General features: G+C 42.3%; 29 protein-coding genes. 28 read left to right on the top strand and 1 reads right to left on the bottom strand.

Annotation, left to right across the window (positions count from 1 at the left end; all coding sequences use genetic code 11):
• Window positions 1-183: 183 nt before the first annotated feature.
• On the bottom strand, window positions 184-768 hold the full coding sequence (locus C1T21_RS09460) for a helix-turn-helix domain-containing protein (RefSeq protein ID WP_013370447.1): 585 nt from the start codon (window positions 766-768) through the stop codon (window positions 184-186).
• Window positions 769-1,065: 297 nt separating this feature from the next.
• Between C1T21_RS09460 and C1T21_RS09455 the strand changes: the two genes are divergently transcribed.
• The 28 genes from C1T21_RS09455 to C1T21_RS09320 all read left to right on the top strand — a co-directional run bounded on the left by C1T21_RS09455 (window position 1,066) and on the right by C1T21_RS09320 (window position 22,474).
• Window positions 1,066-1,629 (top strand): hypothetical protein, encoded by a 564-nt coding sequence (locus tag C1T21_RS09455; RefSeq protein WP_103048047.1) that lies wholly within the window; start codon window positions 1,066-1,068, stop codon window positions 1,627-1,629.
• A 6-nt stretch (window positions 1,630-1,635) separates the two neighbouring features.
• Window positions 1,636-3,966 (top strand): hypothetical protein, encoded by a 2,331-nt coding sequence (locus tag C1T21_RS09450; RefSeq protein WP_103048046.1) that lies wholly within the window; start codon window positions 1,636-1,638, stop codon window positions 3,964-3,966.
• A gap of 119 nt (window positions 3,967-4,085) precedes the next feature.
• Window positions 4,086-4,781, top strand: a complete 696-nt coding sequence (locus C1T21_RS09445) for a hypothetical protein (RefSeq protein ID WP_180984569.1) — start codon at window positions 4,086-4,088, stop codon at window positions 4,779-4,781.
• Window positions 4,782-4,934: 153 nt separating this feature from the next.
• Window positions 4,935-5,513: a TetR/AcrR family transcriptional regulator gene (locus C1T21_RS09440; protein ID WP_103048045.1), complete on the top strand. Its 579-nt coding sequence runs from the start codon at window positions 4,935-4,937 to the stop codon at window positions 5,511-5,513.
• 190 nt (window positions 5,514-5,703) lie between these two features.
• On the top strand, window positions 5,704-6,489 hold the full coding sequence (locus C1T21_RS09435; protein WP_103048044.1) for an SDR family NAD(P)-dependent oxidoreductase: 786 nt from the start codon (window positions 5,704-5,706) through the stop codon (window positions 6,487-6,489).
• A gap of 279 nt (window positions 6,490-6,768) precedes the next feature.
• Window positions 6,769-7,521: an SDR family NAD(P)-dependent oxidoreductase gene (locus C1T21_RS09430; RefSeq protein ID WP_103048043.1), complete on the top strand. Its 753-nt coding sequence runs from the start codon at window positions 6,769-6,771 to the stop codon at window positions 7,519-7,521.
• 57 nt (window positions 7,522-7,578) lie between these two features.
• Window positions 7,579-8,661: an alkene reductase gene (locus C1T21_RS09425; protein ID WP_103048042.1), complete on the top strand. Its 1,083-nt coding sequence runs from the start codon at window positions 7,579-7,581 to the stop codon at window positions 8,659-8,661.
• A 379-nt stretch (window positions 8,662-9,040) separates the two neighbouring features.
• Window positions 9,041-10,054: an NADP-dependent oxidoreductase gene (locus C1T21_RS09420; protein ID WP_103048041.1), complete on the top strand. Its 1,014-nt coding sequence runs from the start codon at window positions 9,041-9,043 to the stop codon at window positions 10,052-10,054.
• Between the two features lie 10 nt (window positions 10,055-10,064).
• The gene (locus C1T21_RS27855; RefSeq protein ID WP_258012404.1) at window positions 10,065-10,715 is read left to right on the top strand and encodes an NADP-dependent oxidoreductase; all 651 of its coding nucleotides are present in this window, start codon (window positions 10,065-10,067) and stop codon (window positions 10,713-10,715) included.
• Window positions 10,679-11,128 carry a zinc-binding dehydrogenase gene (locus tag C1T21_RS27850; protein WP_308411638.1) on the top strand — a complete coding sequence of 150 codons (450 nt, stop codon included), beginning with the start codon at window positions 10,679-10,681 and terminating at the stop codon, window positions 11,126-11,128. Before C1T21_RS27855 ends, C1T21_RS27850 begins: the two co-directional genes overlap by 37 nt.
• Before the next feature lie 130 nt (window positions 11,129-11,258).
• The gene (locus tag C1T21_RS09410) at window positions 11,259-11,831 is read left to right on the top strand and encodes a TetR/AcrR family transcriptional regulator (protein WP_103048040.1); all 573 of its coding nucleotides are present in this window, start codon (window positions 11,259-11,261) and stop codon (window positions 11,829-11,831) included.
• Between the two features lie 262 nt (window positions 11,832-12,093).
• Window positions 12,094-12,792 (top strand): SDR family oxidoreductase, encoded by a 699-nt coding sequence (locus C1T21_RS09405; protein WP_103048039.1) that lies wholly within the window; start codon window positions 12,094-12,096, stop codon window positions 12,790-12,792.
• Window positions 12,793-12,988: 196 nt separating this feature from the next.
• On the top strand, window positions 12,989-13,192 hold the full coding sequence (locus C1T21_RS28455) for a sigma factor-like helix-turn-helix DNA-binding protein (RefSeq protein WP_103048038.1): 204 nt from the start codon (window positions 12,989-12,991) through the stop codon (window positions 13,190-13,192).
• Between the two features lie 58 nt (window positions 13,193-13,250).
• The gene (locus C1T21_RS09395) at window positions 13,251-13,568 is read left to right on the top strand and encodes a helix-turn-helix domain-containing protein (RefSeq protein ID WP_258012402.1); all 318 of its coding nucleotides are present in this window, start codon (window positions 13,251-13,253) and stop codon (window positions 13,566-13,568) included.
• Window positions 13,523-13,834: a DDE-type integrase/transposase/recombinase gene (locus tag C1T21_RS28450; RefSeq protein ID WP_103048037.1), complete on the top strand. Its 312-nt coding sequence runs from the start codon at window positions 13,523-13,525 to the stop codon at window positions 13,832-13,834. Before C1T21_RS09395 ends, C1T21_RS28450 begins: the two co-directional genes overlap by 46 nt.
• Window positions 13,770-13,961 carry an IS3 family transposase gene (locus tag C1T21_RS28445; RefSeq protein ID WP_180984567.1) on the top strand — a complete coding sequence of 64 codons (192 nt, stop codon included), beginning with the start codon at window positions 13,770-13,772 and terminating at the stop codon, window positions 13,959-13,961. Before C1T21_RS28450 ends, C1T21_RS28445 begins: the two co-directional genes overlap by 65 nt.
• 1,020 nt (window positions 13,962-14,981) lie before the next feature.
• Window positions 14,982-16,118, top strand: a complete 1,137-nt coding sequence (locus C1T21_RS09375) for a polysaccharide deacetylase family protein (RefSeq protein ID WP_103048035.1) — start codon at window positions 14,982-14,984, stop codon at window positions 16,116-16,118.
• 207 nt (window positions 16,119-16,325) lie between these two features.
• Window positions 16,326-16,751 (top strand): phage holin family protein, encoded by a 426-nt coding sequence (locus tag C1T21_RS09370; protein WP_013309678.1) that lies wholly within the window; start codon window positions 16,326-16,328, stop codon window positions 16,749-16,751.
• An 80-nt stretch (window positions 16,752-16,831) separates the two neighbouring features.
• Window positions 16,832-17,119 (top strand): Dabb family protein, encoded by a 288-nt coding sequence (locus C1T21_RS09365; RefSeq protein ID WP_013309679.1) that lies wholly within the window; start codon window positions 16,832-16,834, stop codon window positions 17,117-17,119.
• A 24-nt stretch (window positions 17,120-17,143) separates the two neighbouring features.
• Window positions 17,144-17,584 (top strand): DUF86 domain-containing protein, encoded by a 441-nt coding sequence (locus tag C1T21_RS09360; RefSeq protein ID WP_023987986.1) that lies wholly within the window; start codon window positions 17,144-17,146, stop codon window positions 17,582-17,584.
• A gap of 8 nt (window positions 17,585-17,592) precedes the next feature.
• Entirely contained in the window at window positions 17,593-18,240 is a 648-nt protein-coding gene (locus C1T21_RS09355) for a helix-turn-helix transcriptional regulator (protein ID WP_103048034.1), read from the top strand.
• A gap of 96 nt (window positions 18,241-18,336) precedes the next feature.
• The gene (locus C1T21_RS09350; protein ID WP_103048033.1) at window positions 18,337-18,660 is read left to right on the top strand and encodes a YtxH domain-containing protein; all 324 of its coding nucleotides are present in this window, start codon (window positions 18,337-18,339) and stop codon (window positions 18,658-18,660) included.
• Between the two features lie 208 nt (window positions 18,661-18,868).
• A complete protein-coding gene (gene racE, locus C1T21_RS09345) occupies window positions 18,869-19,678 on the top strand; it encodes a glutamate racemase (RefSeq protein ID WP_103048032.1) in 810 nt (269 codons plus the stop codon).
• Window positions 19,679-19,798: 120 nt separating this feature from the next.
• Complete coding sequence (locus tag C1T21_RS09340; RefSeq protein WP_103048031.1) at window positions 19,799-21,019, top strand: M14 family metallopeptidase; 1,221 nt, start codon at window positions 19,799-19,801, stop codon at window positions 21,017-21,019.
• Between the two features lie 136 nt (window positions 21,020-21,155).
• The gene (locus C1T21_RS09335) at window positions 21,156-21,422 is read left to right on the top strand and encodes a hypothetical protein (RefSeq protein ID WP_023987991.1); all 267 of its coding nucleotides are present in this window, start codon (window positions 21,156-21,158) and stop codon (window positions 21,420-21,422) included.
• A 140-nt stretch (window positions 21,423-21,562) separates the two neighbouring features.
• Window positions 21,563-21,865 (top strand): iron-sulfur cluster assembly accessory protein, encoded by a 303-nt coding sequence (locus tag C1T21_RS09330; RefSeq protein WP_013309686.1) that lies wholly within the window; start codon window positions 21,563-21,565, stop codon window positions 21,863-21,865.
• Between the two features lie 23 nt (window positions 21,866-21,888).
• Entirely contained in the window at window positions 21,889-22,110 is a 222-nt protein-coding gene (locus tag C1T21_RS09325) for a YuzB family protein (protein ID WP_007429791.1), read from the top strand.
• Window positions 22,111-22,204: 94 nt separating this feature from the next.
• Window positions 22,205-22,474, top strand: coding sequence for a hypothetical protein (locus C1T21_RS09320; RefSeq protein ID WP_103048030.1), 270 nt, complete (start codon window positions 22,205-22,207; stop codon window positions 22,472-22,474).
• Window positions 22,475-22,542 lie beyond the last annotated feature (68 nt).

Genomic DNA, 22,542 nt, shown 5'->3' with positions numbered 1-22,542 from the left:
GAAGTATGTAAAACTCTGTTATCTAAAAAGCACAGTGCGCCGAGGAATCGGCAGACTGTGCTTTTTTGCATTTTATATTCTGTGAATTACATGATGTGAAAGTCTCAGCGGATGAAAGATGGTAATGCGTTCCTTTCAAAGACTTTCATGAAAATTTCAAGCATTTCTCTTTTACGGACATTTTTACTTTTTCAGCATGGCATCAGCAAACAAAATGGATTTTGGAATACGGAAAAACTGTTCCGCCTGATCCTGGAAGGTTTGCGAAGGAACGGTACCCTGATGCAACCATTTCCGAAATGTACCGGGGTGAACGCCAATCCAATGACTCACATCGGTCACCGAAATATCATGTACCATGCATAGACCCGCCAAGATCCGATTTTTAACCGGAGAACGAGTCACAGTCCGTTTCATAAAACGGGACGGCGATGGTTGACAGATGAGTGGTGAACGCCGGACAACCTCTTCATTAAATAGAATATGGTGCGGATAACCAAGTGTATTACACGTCTTTTCCAGATTAGTGTTGCCGGGAATGCGACCTTCATATACCCACGCACTGACACTACGGGAGGAAATGGAAAGCTCCTCGGCAAGTTGGGACAGTTTAATGTCATTAGCCATCAAAACGGCAAGCAAAACGCGATTGCGCACTTGACAGCGTGTTGGTTTACGAAAACGCTTGACACGCACGCCTTTTCCCAAATATTTGCGATTGATCAGAGACCACGCCTGAATGGAATGTTTATCTTGTTGTTTAGGCATATACCCTCCGATTTTTTTTAACCACATACTACTATACCCGAAGGGGGCTTTGCAAGTGACTCCTCTCCTGATTTTCTTTTAATCCCATGGGCTTAACCGGTTTATGGAAAATAAGGTCCATTTGGCCTATAAAAATGGAAGTTTAAGGTGCCGATATATTAAATTGTGACATTTTTTATGGAAATGGAGGTAATATGTTCTTCTCTTATGATTGTAAGGATGTACAGAGAGAAAAGTGGGTTTTTGCAGCCCGACATGCAATTTTTTTGACGAGAGAAAGGGAGGTTATACAGCTAGATGATTTGTAAAAAGGTAATGGTATGGTTTCTGACGGCACTTTTGGCAACGAACACTTTGCTGTGCTTGCCTAGTGTGGCAGGAGCGGAAAAACAAGATGTAAAGGACGGAATGCAACTGGACCAAGCAGATTTGGTACAGAAGGAACAGGAGATCACTAATGAAACAGTTTCTTTTGATCCGCCCACTTCTGTAACAAACAGCGTTTATAATGCACTCATGATGAGCTTGGCGGCAACGGTGGAGTATACGTCAATCGTTATCGAACCCGGGGAAACCTATGAATTCGAGAATACAGATACGATCAGTAAGTCCATATATAGCAACCCTTCTCAATCAAAAGGCATTTTGTACGATAGTGTAAGTTACAAAGAGGACGGAGACATCAGCACTGTCCATATGGACTATGGGATAAGCCCCATTGGTGTTCCTGGGGGAGGCACAGCGTTTATTACGAATACAGGAACAGCAGCATTAACCGTAAAAGTAACGGACGTCTTCACCTACAGTACATTGGAGGACCCGGCACTAGAGCGAGTTACGGTCTCTAAAAATGAAAGCTAACGGATTGTGAATGAAGGATGGACTGCCCGTTCGATTCAGCATGATGGGTCAAATGCAGACAATCGCCGTTTTGATTACGCAAAATACAAGGCGGACAGAACTTTATCCGCATCTGATCTTAATAGCATTGCTCATCCCTCTTTGGGTGATGGCGAGGAACTGATTATTACAGGTTCCACTGCCAATGCGGTGACCTTCGGATTTCCATACGGCAAATACAGTATAGAAAGCACCGGCGAGCCGGCTTATGCGCGGGTTACCCTAAATCAGGGGGAAAGCTACCAATTTATCAATGTGGGAACCCGATTGGATACGGTGGAAAGTGACGGTACATCTAAAGATAAACTTGACTATGTTGTTTATCTGGCAAACGGAACAGAGGCTTCACGCGGCAGTGGCACTACGGCGAAGCCGCAGATTACTGTGGATAGATACGCGGTAATTACCCAGGTCACTGCAAACCCGGTGACATACGGGGCTCCATATCGCAATTTTATTGCTCGTCCTGTGGGTGGTGATGCAATCAGCCGTATGGAGCTTGAGGTAGGCAAGAGCTATATTTTCCACAATAATGGTACGCTAATGAATCCGATCTACAATAACTCCAAAAAGGTAGGAAGCTTGTTCGACTATGCTATTTACAAGCCAGCTGGAACAGTAAATTCCTCTGGTTTTAACAGCCAGTCTGGTCCCATGGTCCCGCCTTCGGGATATGCCATTGTGACTGTGATCGGTCCGAGTCCTATTATCTTTGACTATACAGATGATTTTTCCTGGGAAACGAGTAGCCATCCTGCTTTCTTGCGGGTAACACTTTCGAAAGGTGAAAGTTATGCTTTTACCAATATTAGTGATCATTTGAGGAATCTGCACAGCATAGCCAAAACCGTTAAAGGAAAATTTGATGTGGTCCTGTATAAAGCAGATGATACAGAGCAATCCAGGCGCAATACCGGGAACTCAACCTTTTTGGTTGGTGCAGGTAAAAAGGCCAGTGTGACGGTAACCAGTGACACGCCAATCACGTTTGGTGGTATCTATCGGAGCTTTAAGGCCAGCGAAGATGATAATGGTATCGGGCAAACGACGCTGGAGCCGGGGGATTCGTATGAGTTCCGTAATCATGATAGTCAATCAAATTCATTGCGGCATGACAAAAGCAGTGGCAATGCACACTTTGATGCTGCAAGTTATAAAGTACTTCGATTACTGACATCAGATCATTTCAACAATACAGTGGACCCAGAGATTGTCGCTGGCGGTAAAGCAATTGTCACCAATGTATCCGATCGGCCAATTACCTTTACCTATAGCAATAAGGTGGAGGCTTTGCTTAGTGGGCAGGCAGCCTTCCATCGAATTACATTGAAACGCGGTGAAAGTCGGAAATTTATAAATGTAAGCACTTTGGACAAGGCCTTGGATGTCATTTCAGTCAGCGGTATGAAGTGGAATTACATGAATTACAAGGCAGACGGGACGGTGTACAGTCAGGCCAGTGATACGACTCAATTGCCGTTGGTACAGGCTGGTGGATATGCCATTGTAACGACGGTTTCGGATGTGCCAGTGACTTATGGAGCTGTGTTAGGAATATTCGACGTTGAGGATGCTCAGGTGCCGACAGGCAATCAAGTCACTGTCAAGCAGGGAGAAAGCTATGTATTCCATAATACTGGTTCACAGGCTTCCTCATTAACGACAGATGCTTCAAACGAAAGCCGTCGCGGAAGTCAGGAGGCCCCTATCGTGACGAATGCGAAGGCGGCTGGTGGAACGTATCAGTATACCGTTACGGATCAGGCTGGAAAAGTGATTCGTGAACATAAAGAGGCGACAGATAATCAACAGCAAGTGCCAGCTAATGCAAATATTCATCTTGCCGTAGCTGCAGTTGCTCCTGCTGTTAAAAACTTTGGAGCGCCTTATCGTGTGTTTGCTGTAAAAAATAACGATGACAGTAGGCTGAACGAACTAATTGAGCTCATAGATAAAGAAGCTGACTTTACGGCAGGCCAACAAGGGAAATATCGGTTTACACCCAAAGAAGACGGGATTTACCGTTTTGCTGTGAAGGAGAAATCCAACTTTGCTGCGCAGCAACCCATTGTAAGCTTGTTTACGGACCCTGATTTTAGTAACCAGCTTGTCTCTTCAACAGAGCAAGCACAAATATATGGTTGGGATTACACGGTCTTAGAGTATGAGATAAAGGCAGGCAAAACGGTTTATGTGAAGCTGACAGAAACCAGTAGCGGCGCATTACAAACCGTAATTAAGGCAGCACATATGGCGCTCGGTAAGGATACTTCATATGAATATGGAAAAGGGAACTGACTGAATAAAGTTATTTTGTTCACCGGTGATCAAATTCAACTAGATTATGATTTAAACGGAAACGTCATTAGACGGACGAAGAAGGTATTTCCTTTTACAAATTAAATAGGGGTGAGCGAGTGTTTAAACGTTATATTTGTAGTCTACTATGTATGGCAATGTTGCTGGGTCAATGGAGCAAATGGGCATATGGAGAAGAAGGGCACGGAGAGGCGGCAGCTTCTCAGTCTTCTACTCCACAGATTATTACCAGAGTATGGCTTGCACAGCAAACAGGTAAGGATCAGGCTTGGGTCAATGCACAGTTATCCAAAGGCTATACTTTATATGATATTTATAAAGCTTGGCAAAAAGATGGTGGAGAAAACTCATTACCGGAACAAAGTCCAAGCTTGTGGGTACAGCAGAATGGACTGACATTGAGCACAAATGCAAAGGCGGAACCGTCTGATGAGTCGGCTGAGCTGAAGGAAGGTGAAAAGTCCACTCAGGCCGCCCAGTATGAAGAAGCAACTCAACAACCGCTAGATAAGGAAGAGGGTAAAGCACCGGCTCCAGACACGACTGAGATGGATATACCATCCATACCCGGTGTAAGTGATTCCGTATATGTGCCGACTCCAGGAGAAAACGGTCTGATCGGGCAGAGTTTACTTCAACAAAGTTTGTTGCAGGTATCTGCTACAACAGATGTGTATGCTCCTTTTGATCATAAGTTCTTCTATGGAGTTGTTTATTCGACTAATGAAAGAATTAATTTGAGTGCCAGTGCTAAGGCAAAGGCAAAACTGCAGTTCTATACTCTCGATGAATGAACGATAAAACATCACTTTCTCATAAAGGAGTAATAAGGAGATATTGTTATATAGAATATGGGAATACTGGTAAATGGAGAAAAGTGTATTTAGCACACTTTTTATTTACTGATCGTTCTCAATATGTTAAATTAATTGAAGGAGGGAAATGAAATGTCGAGAAGTAAGGAGTTTGATGAGACCGAGGTATTGGATAAAGCGATGCAGCTTTTTTGGGAACAAGGCTACGAGAAGACCTCAATGACAGACTTGGTTAAGCATATGGGAATCCATCGCAGAAGTTTATATGACACATTTGGAGACAAACATACACTTTTTCTGATGGCGCTGGATCGTTATGACAATAAAATCAGTGATTCTCTTTCAAGAGGAGTTAATCGATCCCAAAATGCTAAGGAAGCACTTCAATCTGTTATTAACATTATGATCTGCGGAGAAGAAAATTCGCCAACAGGATGTCTAATGGTAAATTCGGCAGTGGAGTTGGCTGTGCGTGATGCTGCTGTTAATGAAAAATCTATTTGTGCGTTCTTAAAAGCAGAGCAACTCCTCAAGGAAATCATTCTTTGGGGGCAGAAAGAAGGTGAGTTCACCTCTGAGTACGATGCTGAGGAATTAGCGGAATATCTGCATAATGTAGGAGTTGGGTTAAGAAGTATGCTAAGAACTTCAATTCCTATAGAGAAGCTTCAGCGCATAGCCAATATGTCAATGAGGATTTTGGAAACATGAACAACCCTTTATTTTTCATTTTTTAGAATGAATGTTCTTGTATTTTGTGTTATTTTGAGCACAAACTAAAACCCACAAACAAAATTGTGCACTCAATTTGATACCATTATTATTGCTAATATTCGCTGTGACTTAGAAAATACCATGAATCGATAATTGTTCACACAAAAAATAGAGGTGAAATTGTAGAATGAAAAAAACTGTACTTATTACAGGAGTATCAGGTGGAATTGGGAAAGAGTTAGCGGATCGTTTCGCTAAGGATGGATTTAATTTGGTGTTAGTGGCTCGTAGTAAGGGGAAACTTCTTGAGCTTGCAAAGGAATATCAGAAGAAGCATGGAACCCATGTGGTAGTCATTGCCAAGGATGTTGCGTCACCTGGCGTACCTGAGGAGATTTTTACAGAACTTAAGGAGAAAGGGATCGTAGTTGACTACCTTGTTAATAATGCCGGCTTCGGCTTATATGGAACATTTTTGGAGACGAACCTGGAAGAAGAAACGAATATGATTGATGTTAATATTAAGGCTTTGACAATTATGACAAAACTGTTCTTGCCGGACATGGTCAAAAGAGGTCAGGGCGGCGTGATGAATGTAGCTTCCTTGGTGGCTTTCTTTCCGGGACCTATGATGTCCATTTACTACGCAACGAAAGCATATGTTTTATCATTCACCGAAGCTCTTGAAAACGAACTGAGTGGTACGGGAGTGACTGTGACGGCATTATGCCCAGGAGTTACGTCAACCGGCTTTGTAGACCGTTCGGGCATGGGCGATTCAAAATTGATAAAGAATGGTGCAATCATGGAGGCTGGTCAGGTGGCTGAGGAAGGGTATAGGGGCTTCTTGCGTGGCGATACTATCATCATACCTGGGACTCGCAACCGACTAATGGCCTTTATTCCGCGGTTACTGCCACGCAAATTGGTTACCCGTATGGTTAGATCCACACAAAACAGAACGGGGCACTGATTTCACTTTCTACAAGCTAAATTCGCATTCTGCAATAATTATCAAAAGCTTTTTATCAAGTATGAAGAATAATTGTGCTCTGTCGTGGGGAAGATGTAAGTTTTCTTAAGAATTTCAACCGCTTAAAAGTTAAAGATACAAGTCAAATTCCCTTGATAAAAATACTTTACTGATCGTTCTAAAAATGATAAGATTTCTCTAGGTTAAAAAAACCTTCATTATGATCAAAATAGAACGATCATTCTTTAACGGTCGTTCAAATTAAAAGGAGAGAATTGCATGAAGTATACAGTAATTACAGGAGCAAGTTCAGGAATTGGTTATGAGACTGCGTTGGCGTTTGCTGCTCGGGGAAAAAACTTGATCATTGTTGCCAGAAGATTAGATAAGTTAGAAGAACTTAAATCAAAGGTTAAGGAGATAAATTCAGATCTTGATGTTGTTGTTGTTACAAGTGATCTCTCGGTTACTGATCAGGCATACAATTTATATAAGGATTTGAAGAGATATCAAATTGAAACATGGATTAATAACGCAGGGCTTGGAGAAGGAGCCTTTGTTGCTGATCAAAAATTGGAAAAAGTAGAGAATATGCTGAGAGTGAACATTGAATCCTTGACTATTCTTTCTACGCTCTATGTTAGAGACTATGCTGATGTAGAAGGCGCTCAGTTGATTAACGTATCTTCAGCACTTGGATATGCTATCGCTGTAGGCAGTGTCACATACTCTGCATCCAAATATTATGTTAGTGCCTTTACTGAAGGGCTTGCTAAAGAATTGGAACTAAAAGGTGCAAAATTAAAGGCGAAAATTCTAGCACCAGCTATTACGGAGTCAGAATTTGCACAAAAATCAATAGATGCTGAAGCTTTTGATTTTAAAGCAAACATGCCTAAATATCATACTTCTAAGCAAATGGCTGGTTTCATGGTGGAGCTGTATGATAGCAACGAAGTGGTAGGAATTGTAGATCAAAATTATACTTTCAATTTAAGAGGACAAATTTATCCAGTAATTTCAGAATTTTAAATCTAGTTGTAAATCTGTGCAAACTCAATTAATCTCACTTAAATAGGAGAAATAAAAATGGAAAAATTATGGAGTAAAACAAAAATTGGAAACATGGAATTGCCTCATCGACTAGCGATGGCGCCAATGACACGCAGTAGAGCACAAGAAGATGGTACACCTGGAGAGTTGGCTGCACTTTATTATGCTCAACGTGCCTCCTTGGGACTTCTAATTACGGAAGGCGCACAACCATCAGACGATGGTCAAGGATACTTAATGACACCTGGGATCTATACAGAAAAGCATATTGAAGGATGGAAAAAGGTGACCAGTGCCGTACATGAAGCAGGCGGATACATCTATATCCAGTTAATGCATGCTGGTCGTGTGTCACACCCTGACAATACACCGCACCATCGACAACCTGTCGCGCCATCTGCAATTGCTCCGGGGATAGAAACGTTTACAGCTACAGGTATGCAGGAGATCCCGGTACCACGTGAACTAAGTAAAGAAGAAATTCAAACAACCATTCAAGATTATCGAAAAGCCGCGGCTGCAGCTATTGCAGCAGGTGCAGACGGTGTTGAAATTCATGGAGCAAACGGATATTTAATTAACCAATTTATTGGAGAAAATTCAAACACGCGGACTGATGAGTATGGTGGTTCTATAGAAAATCGCGCTCGCTTTGCGATTGAAGTAGCCAAAGCTGTCGTTGATGAGATTGGCCCAGAGAGAACTGGCTTCCGCATTTCTCCAGGGACGCCTCTTGGCGGAATTCAAGATGGTGAACAAGGGCCAGAGCTTTACCGTTACTTGACGAAAGAATTAGCTAAATTGAATTTAGCATATCTTCACGTCATGCACCTTGGAAATGATGAATTGCTCCAAGACATTCGTTCTTTATGGACTAATCCGCTATTAGTCAATCGGGCTGGGCGGACAATAGACAATATCAGTGTTGATATTGACAGCGGCCTTGCTGATTTAGCACCTGTTGGAGTATGGTCATTAGCTAATCCGGATTTCGTAGAGCGACTTAAAACAGGCGCTCCATTAAATGAAGCAGATTCTGCAACATTTTATGGCGGCGGAAGCAAGGGGTACACGGATTATCCTACCTTGAAAGAATTAGAGCACAAGGAAAGTAAGTAACTGGATTCAAAATAAAATTGACAATTATTGAAATGCTCAAAATGGCGTACAACTGAAAAATTGTACGCCATAAATTTATCTATGAAAAAAACGACTTAAAGAACAATTTTTTAGAGAAATCCTATTTGGATACAGCCTCTTGGATCAGCATAAAGATCAGTGCTTGACAAGTAAATTGTTCTATGCCAATAAGTATTTGCTGCTTTAAGGAACTACTCCAGGTCATTCTAGAACCTGATATTTGCTTCATTAAAATTAGTTGTGCACATACCAATATTAACTGATTAATTATGGAAATATCTTTTATCAAGCATTGCTTTTTGTGCTTTGATCCATCTGCACCTCTATAAGGAAACAAAAGGAAGGATGTCAATTAACAATGAAAACACTTATGAAAGCAGCTCGAATTACTAAATATTCAAAAAAACTCCATGCTCAAGTCAATGATATTCCTATTCCAGAAATTGCTGACAACGAAGTTTTGGTAAAGGTCAAATCTGCCGCCGTTAACCCGCTCGAAATGTTAGTTATTACAGGTAGCGTGAAACTGATTCAAGATTATAAATTCCCGCTGACACTTGGTAATGAATTGGCAGGGATTGTTGAAAAAGTAGGTAGAAATGTAAAAGGATTTTATATAGGTGATGAAGTGTACACACGACTACCACTAAATAAAATTGGTGCTTTTGCGGAATATGCTGCGATTGATGCTGATGCAATTGCGCCTATGCCTAAAAATTTGTCCTATGCAGAAGCCGCTGCAGCAGCATTGACTGGGCTTACGGCGTATCAAGGCTTGCATGAAGAACTTGAGGCACAGTCTGGAAAGTCTGTATTTATCCCAGGTGGATCAGGTAGTTTTGGTCAAATGGCTGTCCCGATTGCAAAGGATATGGGGCTAAAGGTTATTGTTAGTGGTAACTCACAAGCACGCGAACGTACTTTAGAAATTGGTGCAGACCAATATTTAGATTACACTAAGGAAAACTATGTTGATTTGTTGTCAAATATTGATTATGTGATAGATACCTTGGGAGTCAAGGAATTCGACAATGAATTGAAAATTATTAAACCAGGGGGAAGACTGCTCTCTCTGAAAACGGGACCAAATAGACGTTTTGCAGAAGATCATCATTTTCCATGGTGGAAACAAAAGCTATTTTCTGCTGTTGGAGCAAAATATGATAACAAGGCCAAAAAGAAAAATGTGGAATATCGTTTTATCTTCGTTCGTTCTGACGGCGCACAGTTAAAAGAAATCACCAAAATTATTGAAAAAAATAATATTGTTCCACCGCTGCATCCAAAACAGTTTACTATTAGCGAAATAAATGAAGCGTTAGAATTAGTCGCAAATGGACGTCTGAAGGGGAAGGTGATTATAAATTTCTAAGGAGAACACGATGAAAGCAGTCCAAATAAACGGTTACTCGAAAAAGCTGGAGGCTCACATCAATGATATACCCATCTCCAGAATAGACAAACATCAAGTACTAATAAAAATGTATGCTGCAGGTGTTGATCCACATCTCAAACTAGCGATTAATGGAAAGGTGCGTGTATTTGACCAATATAAGTTTCCATTAACGCTAGGCATTGATGTTTCAGGTGTAATTGAAGCGGTGGGTCAAGAGGTTAGAAATTTAATAACGGGTGACAGAGTATATGCGCTACTGCCCCTGAATACAATGGGAGCTTTTGCAGAATACGTTGTTGCTGATGCAAGTATTGTTGCGAAAATGCCCGGAAATCTTTCTTTTGAAGAAGCCGCAGCAGTTCCATTATCAGCTTTGACAGTTGTGCAGGCATTGAATGTACTGAAGGTGAAGGCTGGCTCGAAGCTGTTCATTCCCGGTGGAACGGGGGGCTTCGGACAAATTGCCATTCCGTATGCAAAATCAAAAAAACTTTTCGTAGCTGTCAGTGGTGATGAATCGTCTCGCCATGTAGCATCATCTATTGGTGCAGACCATTTTATTGATTATCAAAGGCAAGATTATGTTAAGCTACCCATTTTATTGATTATCAAAGGCAAGATTATGTTAAGCTACTGAAAGATTTCGATTACGTGATTGACACCCGAGGTGCAAGCGAGTTCAGGAAAGAATTAAGTATATTAAAATCTGGTGGGAAATTGTTATCATTGATTGCTGGGCCCAATGCACGTTTTGCAGCTCGACAAGGTGGATTTTCAACGATACAGAAAATTATTTTTAGTGCGATTGGAATGCCATTTGACATAGCGGCGTATCTTCAGCATAAAACATATGATTTCTTATATGTTCAGCCCAATGGCATTCAATTAAAAAATATTACTCAATGGATCGATGAAACAGGTGTGAAACCAATAATTGATTCGACATTTCCATTTTCACAAGTGAATGAAGCTATTGCAAAAATCGCACAAGGAACTGCCAAAGGGAAAATTATTCTAACTACCAAGGAGGTAGAAACAACAAATATTTGACAAAGCTTATTAATTTTATTGTCAAATGTTATCCATGACTCAGATATCCCAAGAGTCGGTATTTCACGTTATACCTATAAGTTTTCTGAATGCTCACTTCAATGTATAATGAATGCACGAGGTGATGATTATGGCAAGACATAAAGAATTTGAGGTAAATGAAGTATTGGATAAAGCAATACATCTTTTTTGGGTGCAAGGTTATGAAAAAACTTCGATGCAAGAATTGGTTGAATATATGGGGATTCATAGAAGAAGCATCTATGATACTTTTGGTGATAAGCATGCTTTATTTATGAGTGCACTTAAAAGATATGAAGCTATTCAAAATAACAAAATGAGGCTATTGGTTGAGAAGCAAGAGCCGGTTAAACAATTATTACAATATTTTTTGCAGACCACTTTAGAGAAAGAAGGAGATCCTCAAGGGTGTTTCCTCGTGAATTCTGGTGTGGAACTAGGCATGTTAGATCAAGAGGTATCTTCTTTTGTTGAAGATAGCTATACAAAAACTGAAAAATTATTATACGAACTTATTCTTATTGGTCAGCAAACAGGTGAGATCGCAGCTAAACTTGACCCTGAGGTCCTTTCCCATTACTTTATGAATGCTTGGCTAGGATTACGTACAATGGTCAAAACAGCAACCAATCAAGAGAAGTTATCGGGTATTATTAATACAACACTAAGTATTTTAGATTAAAAAACGAATCTTAAAGCCCCTGATCTGAATTGGGTAGGTCAGTGGTACTTTAAGAACGATCTCTGCGCGAGAAGTGAATAAAATTCAAATTATGTGATGAATGAAGGAAGCTCGACTTTATTAAAGATAATCTCAAGTAATTATATGGAAATAATAGAATGAACATTCTATATTAGATAACTTCGTTAGCTGCATGTATGGCATTATGAATAGTTCGAAAAAGTAAGATGTTCTGCTCAAAAAAAACTAAAGGAGTAAAAAAATGAATATTTCTGAACAAGTCGCTTTTGTTACTGGTGCGAATAGAGGTCTTGGTCGCCAACTTGTACTTGAACTTCTCTCCAGAGGGGCTAAGGTTTATGCGGGGGCTAGAAATCCTGATTCAGTTGACATTCCCGGAGTAATACCTGTAAAACTTGATATTACGAACCCTCAGGAGGTATCAGCAGCTATTCTAGCAGCAAAGGATGTTACGCTTCTGATCAATAATGCAGGCACGTCTACCGACACTTCTTTACTTGACGGAGAACTAGATAAAATACACTTGGAGTTTAATACACATGTCTTTGGTACATTATCTATGGTCCGTGCTTTCGCACCTATTATAGCAAAAAATGGTGGAGGTTCAATTCTGAATATTCTTTCAGTGTTATCTTGGGTTAGTATGGGAAGGGAAGGCGCTTATACGGCTGCAAAAGCGGCAGAGTGGGGACTGACAAACGTATTGCGCTTAAATCTGTATCCCCAAAAAGTGAGAGTCGCTAGTCTTCATGTGGGATTTATGGACACAGATATGACGGCAGGCGTTGAAGCTCCTAAATCCAATCCTGCGGATATTGCCAAAATTGCTATTGATGGTTTAGAGTCAGATAGCTTTGAAATTATTGCCGACGATGTAAGCCGCACTGTACAAAGTGGTCTTGCAGGCGGTGTTGCTGCAATATACCCACAGCTCACCTAAAACACGCTGTAATGGGTTCTAAACTTTTGACTAACAAAGCAGTTGAAAAAGGTTTCAGTGTTTACATTAAGCTATGTTTGCAGCATGTTAGTAGAGACTATTTCAAGAAGTTACATCGGGTTGCTTTCCATGTAAGACCGCTTGAGAAAGTGAAAGGTGAGCCCAATACTAAACATAACTTCTCTGCAGATAGCCAATTACCGATAGAATTCTCTCAGAAGCTATTAAAACATTGAGACCATCCGAAAGAAAGGTACTTTATCTTAAATTTATGCAGGACCAGACAGATAAGGAAATTGCAGAATCTCTGGGGAGTACTAGACAAGCGGCTACCAAGTTAAGAAAGAAAGTATTACTAAAATTAAAAAGCCACCTGGAGAAACTGAAGTGCACCCCTTAGAATAGACATTGGAATAAACCCCTGGTTTATCCGATGAAATCTAGGGGGTGCATTTTTTATGCCAGGAAAAAAAGAACAAAGTTTAAGGAGTGAGTATACGTTTGAAACCAAGGTAGAGGCTATACGACTCCATATCGAAGAAGGTTGGACGTATCGTAGACTGATGGAGAAGTTTGGGATCGCAGATCGACATCGATTAAAAGAATGGATGCGCAAATACAAGGAACTTGGTGAATTCGGGCTAATGGACCAGCGAGGGCGACGTAAGGAGTACATTGATCAGGATAGGTATGTACAGAAGTTGAAACGGGAAAATGACATGCTAAAAAAGTGTTTGGAAATCTGGATACAGGAGATGAAGCGCACAAATATGTAACCATTGAGAAAGCTGCGAAAGACTATCCCATTAGCAAACTATGTACGCTTTTGACGTTTCGACAAGCCTGGAAACAGCAAAAAGACGTGACTGGCCTCATCGTTCACAGCGACCAGGGATTCCAGTACACGTCCCATGCGTACCATGACATGTTGCCAAAGGTTGGCGCCCGGATCAGCATGTCTCGCCGAGGCAATTGTTATGATAATGCCTCGATGGAGAGCTTCTTCTCGCATCTTAAAACGGAAGGGCTCCTATCCATATGATATCCGAAATATGGACGAGGAACAAAGGAGAATAGAAGAATATATTCGATTTTACAATCAAAGTCGACCACAACGAAAGTTAAATAAGCTGCCTCCGAAAGAGTATCGGAAGCAGCTTATAGCCTAGGGTCTTTTTCAGTGTCTATAAAATGGGGTCTTGACCAAAGGAACAGCTACGAATACAAGGGGCATTTTTATTCAAAATGTTAGCTATGGTTATAATGGACAATTAGTTTTCAAAAATGTTTGGATAGCACCGACGAGTATCAGCAAACCGTTGCTGACTCTATATTTATTGAACAAGAAGGCATTATCATTAAAAAAGATGGAAGGACTATTAACACTCAATTTTCCAATTCAAATGAATTACTTGATAAGTATCATATTAAACTGATAAGCTGGGACTCTACCCCACCAATCAAGGATAATTTTCCTGAAGCCAAATAATAAGGAAGATGAAAAATTCCTTTTTTCGAGAAGGGGCTTTATTAGACCACAAACGAGACTAATTCTCGCTTGTTTAGCAATAATCAGTTTTCAACGCGTGTATATTATGTCATTATCAAAGCTGCAAAGGACGACTACACGAGTAACTTAAAACAAAATTATAAAGCACTTGAAATTCCTTATGGTGATTTTTTTTGCGTCCCCGTATAATTCTATAAATCTAGTAACATAACTATGACATTGGGGGATATAGTTCTTTACAGGAGAAGGCATAAAATCCATTTCCGTTACTCGGGAGCTATGGAACAGCACCACAGAACTTCAATACTTGCGAGCCAGATGGTTATGATTCCGCAAAGTGCAGGTTTATTAATGAGGCGATCCTTACCTTCATTTTCTTCAGGTAGTCTCTAGTTCTATCAAAATTTATTCACAACTTTGTAACCTTCTCTGGCAGGGGGGTTGCGAGATTGTTTTCAAATTGTTTTACTATATTTACCTACTATAGTCTGGTAATCTATTAATATATATAGGGGGAACGAAAAGACGTCAGGTTCAGTCGGTTCATATGCGTATATGTTCTATATGTTGAGTGAATGTCTATATTGCCATGTCTATATCGTCATGTCTGTATAACTTCATAGACAAGCTAGAGATAGCTCCCGCACATTATAAAATACAGCACAGGATGGTGTAATGAATGAAGTTTTTAAATGCAAAATGGATGGCTGTATGCTTGATGGCAATCTGTTGTTTGGGTTTGCTAGGTATACATACGAATACGGCGAGTGCACAAGCGAAGGCTCCTTTGCTGGGGGTCAATGATGTGTTGCTAGATTCGAATACCATTCAGCCCGTAATGAAAAATGATAAGTTGTATGTTCCTATCGTTACATTAGGGCAAAAGATGGGGATTTCTACTTCGGCCAACGGAAATACATTGGTACTGACTGGACATAATCGCAGCTTTACGCTGGATTTGAACAAGGGGGATGTGTTCGAGCGTGGAGATCGTACAATGGTGCCAATTCGCACTTTGACCGATGCGTTTGGCTTCACTATTACGCTTCCAACAAGTAATCTGTATCGAATTCAGAACTCAAATGCTAGTTTGTCTGATGCTCAGTTTTTGAATACATTCGCAACAGAAATTAAACAGTATGCAGCTGTCAAACCTGACAAAGCCAGCAATACAGGCAACAAGGGAACTGCCTCATCATCCAGCCGTACGATTTATTTGAGCTTCGATGATGGTCCTACGGCGCATACGTCGCAGCTGCTGGATATTTTAGATAAATATAATGCGAAGGCTACGTTCTTCATGCTAGGGCCTGAAATTCGTCAACATAGCGCAGTGATGAAAAGAATGGTAGAGGCAGGTCATGGTTTGGGCTTGCATGGGATGACGCATCAGGTGAAGAAAATCTATGCATCCCCGGCAGCAGCACTGGCAGAGATGAATCAGGATAACGAAATTTTATTTAAGGCTACAGGAAAACGCACTTCTTTGATTCGTACACCTTATGGCAGCAAACCATATTTGAAGAAAGCATACCGCGATCAACTGACGGGCGCAGGCTATCATATTTGGGACTGGAACATCGATTCCAATGATTGGCGTTATACCAAAAATCCAGAGCATTTTGTACAGACTGTCCTAAGTGATATTAAAAGATTGAAAAAGCAAGGCAGAACACCAGTCGTTCTTATGCATGATAAGCCATCTACGATCAAGGTGCTTCCACAAATCATGGCTGCTTTGCAGAAAGAAGGCTATTCGTTCGAGCCGTTGAATGATAACATGACTCCGCTTAATTTTTGGAATGATCATCGTTAATTGAATAGCATGAAAGAAAAGACACCTTTTCAACCATTTATATAGTGGTTGAAAAGGTGTCTTTTTGTTGTATTTGCTCAGAATTGTGAAGTTTGCAGCATGCTTTATATGAATCTATGAATTCATGTCTATGCACAGGTCATATGACTTTACGGGTTACCACGTCGCTGCATATATTACAGTAACCGCCCCGAGAGGAGGAGAGGTATGAATATTAATCCGAGTATGTTTAGTATGATTTGCGCTACCGCAGGAGCCCTTATTACGTTTGCCTTTGGCGGCTGGAATCAGCTAATGGTGCTATTCACGGTTGCAATGGCTGTTGATTATGTGACTGGAGTCGCCGCAGCAATTAAGACTGGGCAAGGTTTGAGCAGTAAAGCCGGCTTTTGGGGGCTGGCGAGAAAGGCTTTAATGCTAATGGTGATTTCTTTGGCGCATCACGTGGATCTCCTGATGGGTACCGAAATCATGAAAGGGGCGGCGACGTATTTTTATTTATCCAATGAATTGATCTCTATTACGGAAAACTGTTCACGAATGGGTCTGCCGCTCCCACCAAAGCTCAAGAATTTTTTTGCCCTATTAAAGGACAAGGAGTCTGATGGTAAAAATGGCGGAAAAGATCGCTAGAATTACAAAGTTTCTTTCCGTATGTGGGGCGTTATGATAAAATTTTCAAGAGAACATTTTAAGATAAGGAGCCTATACGCATGATTAAACATATTGTTTTGTTCAAATTGAAAGACCGCTCCCCCGAAAGCATTGAGCACACAGCATCCATTTTGCGCAGTATGAACGGCAAAATCAAAGAGCTGCTGTCACTCGAAGTAGGTACGGATGTGATTCGTTCGGAACGTTCTTATGATATTTCCCTTACCGCTGTTGTCGAAACACTGGAGGATTTGCAAACGTACCAGGTACATCCTGTGCACCAGGAAATTATTGTACACATGAATGAAGTGAAGGATGTATCTATCGCAGTTGATTATGAAATCTAAAGCGATTACTGGAGGTGCAGGACCTTGTATTATGTTAACCGGGAACAAATTGAGCTTCGACTAGGGGCTGTTCCCGACATTGTCGCCGGACTTCGCCAGACTTCTGCTGCCTGGAACGGCGATCTGTTGCAGGGGCTAGTGCAGGAGCGCTGCCTTCATCTGGCCATTGAGACGGTAACGGACGTAGGAAGCTATATCATCGACGGATTTATTATGCGTGACGCTAGTAGCTATGAGGATATTATCGGTATCATTCATGAGGAAGGTGTACTGGATGATACCGTATTTCATTCGTTAGTAGAGCTGGTAGGCTTACGTAAACCCCTAGTACAGGAGTACTTTCATTGGGACCGGACAAGCCTTCACCCGCTTACACCTAAGCTGCCTGGGTTGCTGGAGCTTTTTGCATCTAACGTGCATGATTATTTAAATAAGGAATTGGGTCCCCAGCCCGAGGGAGTGTAAAGGCTAAAGTGACGGATAAGTATATCGTACCCGAAATGCCCACTAGGCGCATGATCATGACACTATTGAAAACCCAGGGACCTGTGGGCGTCGGAAGCTTGGCAGCTCAATTGGGCATTACCGAAATGGGAGTGCGCAGGCATCTCAAATTGATGGAGCAGGATGGTCTGATCGTGGCTACGATCGTGAGACAGGCGATGGGACGCCCGACGTTTTTATACAGCCTGAGCGAGCAGGGAAGCGAGCAGTTTCCACGTAATTATGATCATTTGTTACTGGAACTGTTAGAGGAACTCGATGAAGAGCAGGGAATGGAAGCTGTTTACTCGCTGTTTGATGGTAGAAAACGTAAAATGATGAAGCGCTACGCCCCTCACATGAAGGGGGAGACTACACTGGCTTCACGTGTAGAAAAGCTTTCGGGCATCCAAAATGCTTCCGGATATATGGCAGAGTGGCGCGAGGAAGAGGATGGTAGCTACTCTATTGTGGAATACAATTGTCCTATCTCTCAAATTGCAGGCCGTTACCGCAAGGCTTGTGAATGCGAGCAGCAAATGTTTGAGGAGCTGCTTGATGCCGAGGTTGTTCGTGAGGATTGTTTGGCGGATGGGGGCCGTTGTTGCCTGTATCGTATCCGCTCTAAAAAAAAGTAAAACTTTTCAGGCTTGTTTCCTGTATCATGACAAGCTCTCCATGCTTATAATGCACTAACAGATGGGCATTCGCCCGGGCACAAGGGAGAGATGATGATGAAGGAGAACTGCAAAAGTTTTATCCGAGGCGCGTTGGCAGGCAGCATTGTTGGTTCGGTTGCTGCTTTGTTATTTGCCCCTAAGTCAGGTCGTGAGCTGCGTCAGAATATTACAGATCAGGCGCGCAACGTAAGTGATAAGGGACAGGAGCTAGCGGGGAAAATTTCAGACACCTCAATTGAGTATACTGACAAAATTAAGGAGACAGCCTCAGCCGTCATTCATGAAATCGGGCAATGGCGTAAAAAGGGTGAAATTATTCCTGAGGTTAGTATTTCATCAGCGACTGGTCAAGAAGATACGGAAAAAGATGCTCTGTAACGGTTTGTAAAACGTAGGTGAAACACTGAATACAGTTTGAATTCGTGGCTTCTCCCGTTGGGATGGAGCCTTTTTATTGATCACTTCCTCGTTTTAGGGTAATCTTTTGGGGTACCTTTTACACGAATACGACATAAGGTATGTAGCAACGGATAGCTTTCCGAGATGAAACAACTCATATTTGAACAAAAAAGGAAGCGGTGTGTACGTGCAGCAAGCGATTGCAATATTGGATTCCGGTGTAGGAGGTTTGACGGTTGTAAAAGAAGTCATGCGTCAGCTTCCGCGGGAAAAAATCATTTATTTTGGAGACACTGCGCGCACTCCGTATGGCCCCCGACCATCGGAAGAGGTTAAAAAATTTACAGAGCAAATGGTTGATTTTCTGATCCAATTTGATCCGAAAGTCATTATTATTGCTTGTAACACGGCTACTGCCGCGGCATTGGACTATATAAGCCAAAAGGTATCCATTCCGGTGATCGGAGTCATTCACCCCGGGGCTCGTGCTGCGATCAGCGCGACTGCTACCGGGCATGTCGGGGTGATTGGGACTGTCGGTACGATTCGAAGCGGAGCGTATACAGCTGCTCTCAAGCAATTGTCTCCTTATGTAGACGTAGTGAGCCATGCTTGTCCTGCGCTTGTTCCATTAGTGGAACAAGGGTTATTCCGCTCCAAGACGACATCGCAGGTTGTGGAGGAGACGTTGAGACCCATTCAAACGTATCCGATTGATTGTCTGATTCTTGGTTGTACGCATTATCCTTTTTTGAAGGAAACGATTCAAGAAGTCATGGGACCTGCAGTAAAGCTCATTAGCTCGGCAGATGAAACGGCGCGTGAGACGAGCACCATTTTGTATAACAAAGGCAAGTTGGAAGCTAGGGACGAAACGCCGGTACATCAGCTTTTTTGTTCCGGCGATCCTGAATTGTTCCAGCGCATTGCCGCACAGTGGCTCGGGGAGCAAATTCGCCAAACGCCTGTCGTCTGGCAAGTCACCAATTTGGATTAACGAGACAACCGACTTTTTTTGTCATTGGACAAATGAAGTCGGTTGTTTTGCTTTTCGCTACATCAAGACACGCCGCGTCTGCATAACATGCAATAAGGCAGATGGAAGGGGCGTAGTAAGATGAGGGAATATATCGTTCAAAAAGGAGATACATTGCACCGGGTCGCCTCGGCTTTTAAACTATCGGCGGATACTTTGATCGTAGATAATCCGTGGGCCGCCACGCAACCCTATCTGATTAGTGGTCAAGTGTTATATATTCGTCCGTCTACGGATCGTAAATACGTTATTCAGCCTGGTGAGTATGCATGCCAGATTGCCAAGCAGTTTGGTGTGGAGCTTGATGAGTTACGGATAGCCAATCCAGGACTTGCGGAGCATGATTTTACGGAAGGGAAAACAATTGTTATTCCTGAAGACCATCAGGATCAGATTGTACGATTACGTGGAGAGTATAGATATGAAGATTTAAAGGAAGACCTAGCGGCCTTGGCCCACAGATATCCATTTATTGAAGTTGGCAGCATTGGCACCAGTGTCATGGGGAAGGATATTCCTTATGTACGTATTGGGCAGGGAACGCGTAAAATTCATGCCAATGCTTCTGTTCATGCTAATGAATGGCTGACGACGCCTTGTTTGCTGCGTTTTATAGAGCAATATGCACAAGGGATCGATGGGACTGGAGAACATGCAGGGACCTCTCAATGGGTGTATGGAGGTTCTCCGCGGGATCTGCTGGAGCATACATCCTTATGGGTGGTCCCGATGGTCAACCCGGATGGGGTAGAGCTGGTGCAACAAGGTGTACTCCCAACTCATCCGTTGTATCATGACCTCGAAAAGTGGAATGAAGGACGTGCTGATTATCGCGGTTGGAAGGCCAATATTCGTGGTGTTGACCTCAACGATCAATTTCCGGCATATTGGGAAGAAGAGGTACGCAGACGCGGTAAAACAGGTCCGTCTCGACGAGACTATGCAGGACCTGCACCTTTGTCTGAACCAGAGTCCAAAGCGCTTGCCGATCTGACGGAGCGCGAACAGTTCGACATGGTGTTATCCATACACAGTCAGGGACAGGAGATCTATTGGAATTACCGGGATCTAGAGCCTAAGGAGAGCCGAGATTGGGCCTTACGGCTAGCTGCCGCAACAGGGTACCGGGCGGTAAAACTGGGTGGTAGCGATGCAGGGTACAAGGATTGGTTTATACAGCGGTTTGGTAAACCAGGGTTTACCGTTGAAGTCGGTCTAGGTGTAAATCCGCTGCCCATGCGTGATTACGATGATATTGCAGCAGAAGTGGGCATGTTAATGGCAACAGTGCTGTCATGGTAAAAAATTCGGCCTACTGAAACGTATCGAACCATTTGCGCGTATTAGGAGGAACACGTTTTTTATAAGTGTTCCTCTTTACATGTCCCTTCAATGGGGTATATATACTTAGGAGCATTGGAAATGGAGTGAACAACCTATGAAGTGGAAAAGATTACTATCTCTCCGTCAATGGTCACATGTATTTCGTCGTATGCCCCGATTTATTACTTCATCAAGGATTCCGCTGGGGGAAAAATTACTCTTTGCGGTGCCTGTGTTGCTCTATTGGGTATTACCTGATGTCATGCCATTTATGCCCATCGACGATATTGGTGTGACGCTATTGCTTATGAATTGGTTTGTCACCCGTGCCGAACGAAAATATCCAGATGTGCTTGAAAAACAGCATGTACGTGTTCGGTAGATAAGCTTATGAATTTCGTGATTGCGATTTTTCACGATTTTCTTTACAATAGGAATATTGCCTTTTGCTATGCTGAACATAATTGTGATTTATCCAATAAACCACATTTCATTTAATGAATATGAAGGAGATGAAGTTTGATGAACTGCAAAATTACTCGTAACGCAGCTAAAGTATTGAAACTTGAACTGGATAAGGAAGAGAACCAAGGGAAGAGCCTGCGCGTTGTTATTACTCATGCTCATGGAGATCATGCTCATTACGGGCTGGATTTGGACACGCCTAAAGAAACAGATACTGTCGTATCTACAGATAAAGGCATTGACGTAATTTTGGAAAACGGCCAGCCGCTGCTGGATGGTGTAAAAATTGATTACTTGTACTTCCCCGAAGAAGGATTTGTCATTACTAACCCTTCCCAAGGTAATCACGGCGACCACTAAGCCGGAGCTCGGAGGGATGACAGATGGCCAATGATATTCGCGTATGTGATGAATGCAATCATATCCGCTTGAAAACGATCTTGCCCAAGTTGCAAAAGATGGCACCAGATGCCGAGATCAAAATCGGCTGCAAATCGTATTGCGGTCCTTGTGGGAAACGGGCGTTTGTGTATGTGAACGGACGTTATGTGAGTGCGGCCACAGAGGATGAAGTATTGGAGAAGGCTGCGCGCTTTATCAAATAGTTCCAGTACGCAGCATTTGCAATTTTTGAATAGTTCCCCTTCTTCTGATCCATGCTAATGGATGTAGAACACTGCCCAGAAGGAGGTGTGACTCATGGCCCAATATGATTCCAATCTCGACAATCACAGTGTTGAGGCTCAAACACAAAACTCGGTGGACAGGCTCCACCATGCCGTTTCTCAGGCATTGTCACATCCGGCTGAGCAACTGATTGAGCAGGCGGAGCAATCTCGCACTCATGCTGAACATGCCATACAGCAGGCGAAGGATAGCCTTGGTGACGATGCAGTAGAAGTTGCGGAGGACATGCTTGGTGAAGAGGTACAACGGCTTGAGCAGGCTAAAAAAACGTTGCGTTCCTAAGCATTTGTGAATAGTAACGAGCGCAGTCGAGTGACAATCCATATAAAAAAGCACGATCCACAGCACCT

Origin of the sequence: Paenibacillus sp. F4 (assembly GCF_002894905.1) — a bacterium.
In the GTDB taxonomy this organism is placed as follows: Bacteria; Bacillota; Bacilli; order Paenibacillales; family Paenibacillaceae; genus Paenibacillus; species Paenibacillus polymyxa_B.
This window is presented reverse-complemented; position numbering and strand designations above follow the sequence as displayed.

What these genes read in the sequence shown, in the direction of transcription:
- C1T21_RS09335 (WP_023987991.1), top strand. Translation starts at nt 21,156, where the DNA reads ATGAAGTGGAAAAGATTACTATCTCTCCGTCAATGGTCACATGTATTT.
- C1T21_RS09425 (WP_103048042.1), top strand. Translation starts at nt 7,579, where the DNA reads ATGGAAAAATTATGGAGTAAAACAAAAATTGGAAACATGGAATTGCCT.
- C1T21_RS09350 (WP_103048033.1), top strand. Translation starts at nt 18,337, where the DNA reads ATGAAGGAGAACTGCAAAAGTTTTATCCGAGGCGCGTTGGCAGGCAGC.
- C1T21_RS27855 (WP_258012404.1), top strand. Translation starts at nt 10,065, where the DNA reads ATGAAAGCAGTCCAAATAAACGGTTACTCGAAAAAGCTGGAGGCTCAC.
- C1T21_RS09435 (WP_103048044.1), top strand. Translation starts at nt 5,704, where the DNA reads ATGAAAAAAACTGTACTTATTACAGGAGTATCAGGTGGAATTGGGAAA.
- C1T21_RS09430 (WP_103048043.1), top strand. Translation starts at nt 6,769, where the DNA reads ATGAAGTATACAGTAATTACAGGAGCAAGTTCAGGAATTGGTTATGAG.
- C1T21_RS09420 (WP_103048041.1), top strand. Translation starts at nt 9,041, where the DNA reads ATGAAAACACTTATGAAAGCAGCTCGAATTACTAAATATTCAAAAAAA.
- C1T21_RS09410 (WP_103048040.1), top strand. Translation starts at nt 11,259, where the DNA reads ATGGCAAGACATAAAGAATTTGAGGTAAATGAAGTATTGGATAAAGCA.
- C1T21_RS09405 (WP_103048039.1), top strand. Translation starts at nt 12,094, where the DNA reads ATGAATATTTCTGAACAAGTCGCTTTTGTTACTGGTGCGAATAGAGGT.
- C1T21_RS09365 (WP_013309679.1), top strand. Translation starts at nt 16,832, where the DNA reads ATGATTAAACATATTGTTTTGTTCAAATTGAAAGACCGCTCCCCCGAA.
- C1T21_RS09455 (WP_103048047.1), top strand. Translation starts at nt 1,066, where the DNA reads ATGATTTGTAAAAAGGTAATGGTATGGTTTCTGACGGCACTTTTGGCA.
- C1T21_RS09340 (WP_103048031.1), top strand. Translation starts at nt 19,799, where the DNA reads ATGAGGGAATATATCGTTCAAAAAGGAGATACATTGCACCGGGTCGCC.
- C1T21_RS09325 (WP_007429791.1), top strand. Translation starts at nt 21,889, where the DNA reads ATGGCCAATGATATTCGCGTATGTGATGAATGCAATCATATCCGCTTG.
- C1T21_RS09370 (WP_013309678.1), top strand. Translation starts at nt 16,326, where the DNA reads ATGAATATTAATCCGAGTATGTTTAGTATGATTTGCGCTACCGCAGGA.
- C1T21_RS09440 (WP_103048045.1), top strand. Translation starts at nt 4,935, where the DNA reads ATGTCGAGAAGTAAGGAGTTTGATGAGACCGAGGTATTGGATAAAGCG.
- C1T21_RS09460 (WP_013370447.1), bottom strand. Translation starts at nt 768, where the DNA reads ATGCCTAAACAACAAGATAAACATTCCATTCAGGCGTGGTCTCTGATC.
- C1T21_RS09375 (WP_103048035.1), top strand. Translation starts at nt 14,982, where the DNA reads ATGAAGTTTTTAAATGCAAAATGGATGGCTGTATGCTTGATGGCAATC.
- C1T21_RS09330 (WP_013309686.1), top strand. Translation starts at nt 21,563, where the DNA reads ATGAACTGCAAAATTACTCGTAACGCAGCTAAAGTATTGAAACTTGAA.
- C1T21_RS28445 (WP_180984567.1), top strand. Translation starts at nt 13,770, where the DNA reads ATGATAATGCCTCGATGGAGAGCTTCTTCTCGCATCTTAAAACGGAAG.
- C1T21_RS09320 (WP_103048030.1), top strand. Translation starts at nt 22,205, where the DNA reads ATGGCCCAATATGATTCCAATCTCGACAATCACAGTGTTGAGGCTCAA.
- C1T21_RS09395 (WP_258012402.1), top strand. Translation starts at nt 13,251, where the DNA reads ATGCCAGGAAAAAAAGAACAAAGTTTAAGGAGTGAGTATACGTTTGAA.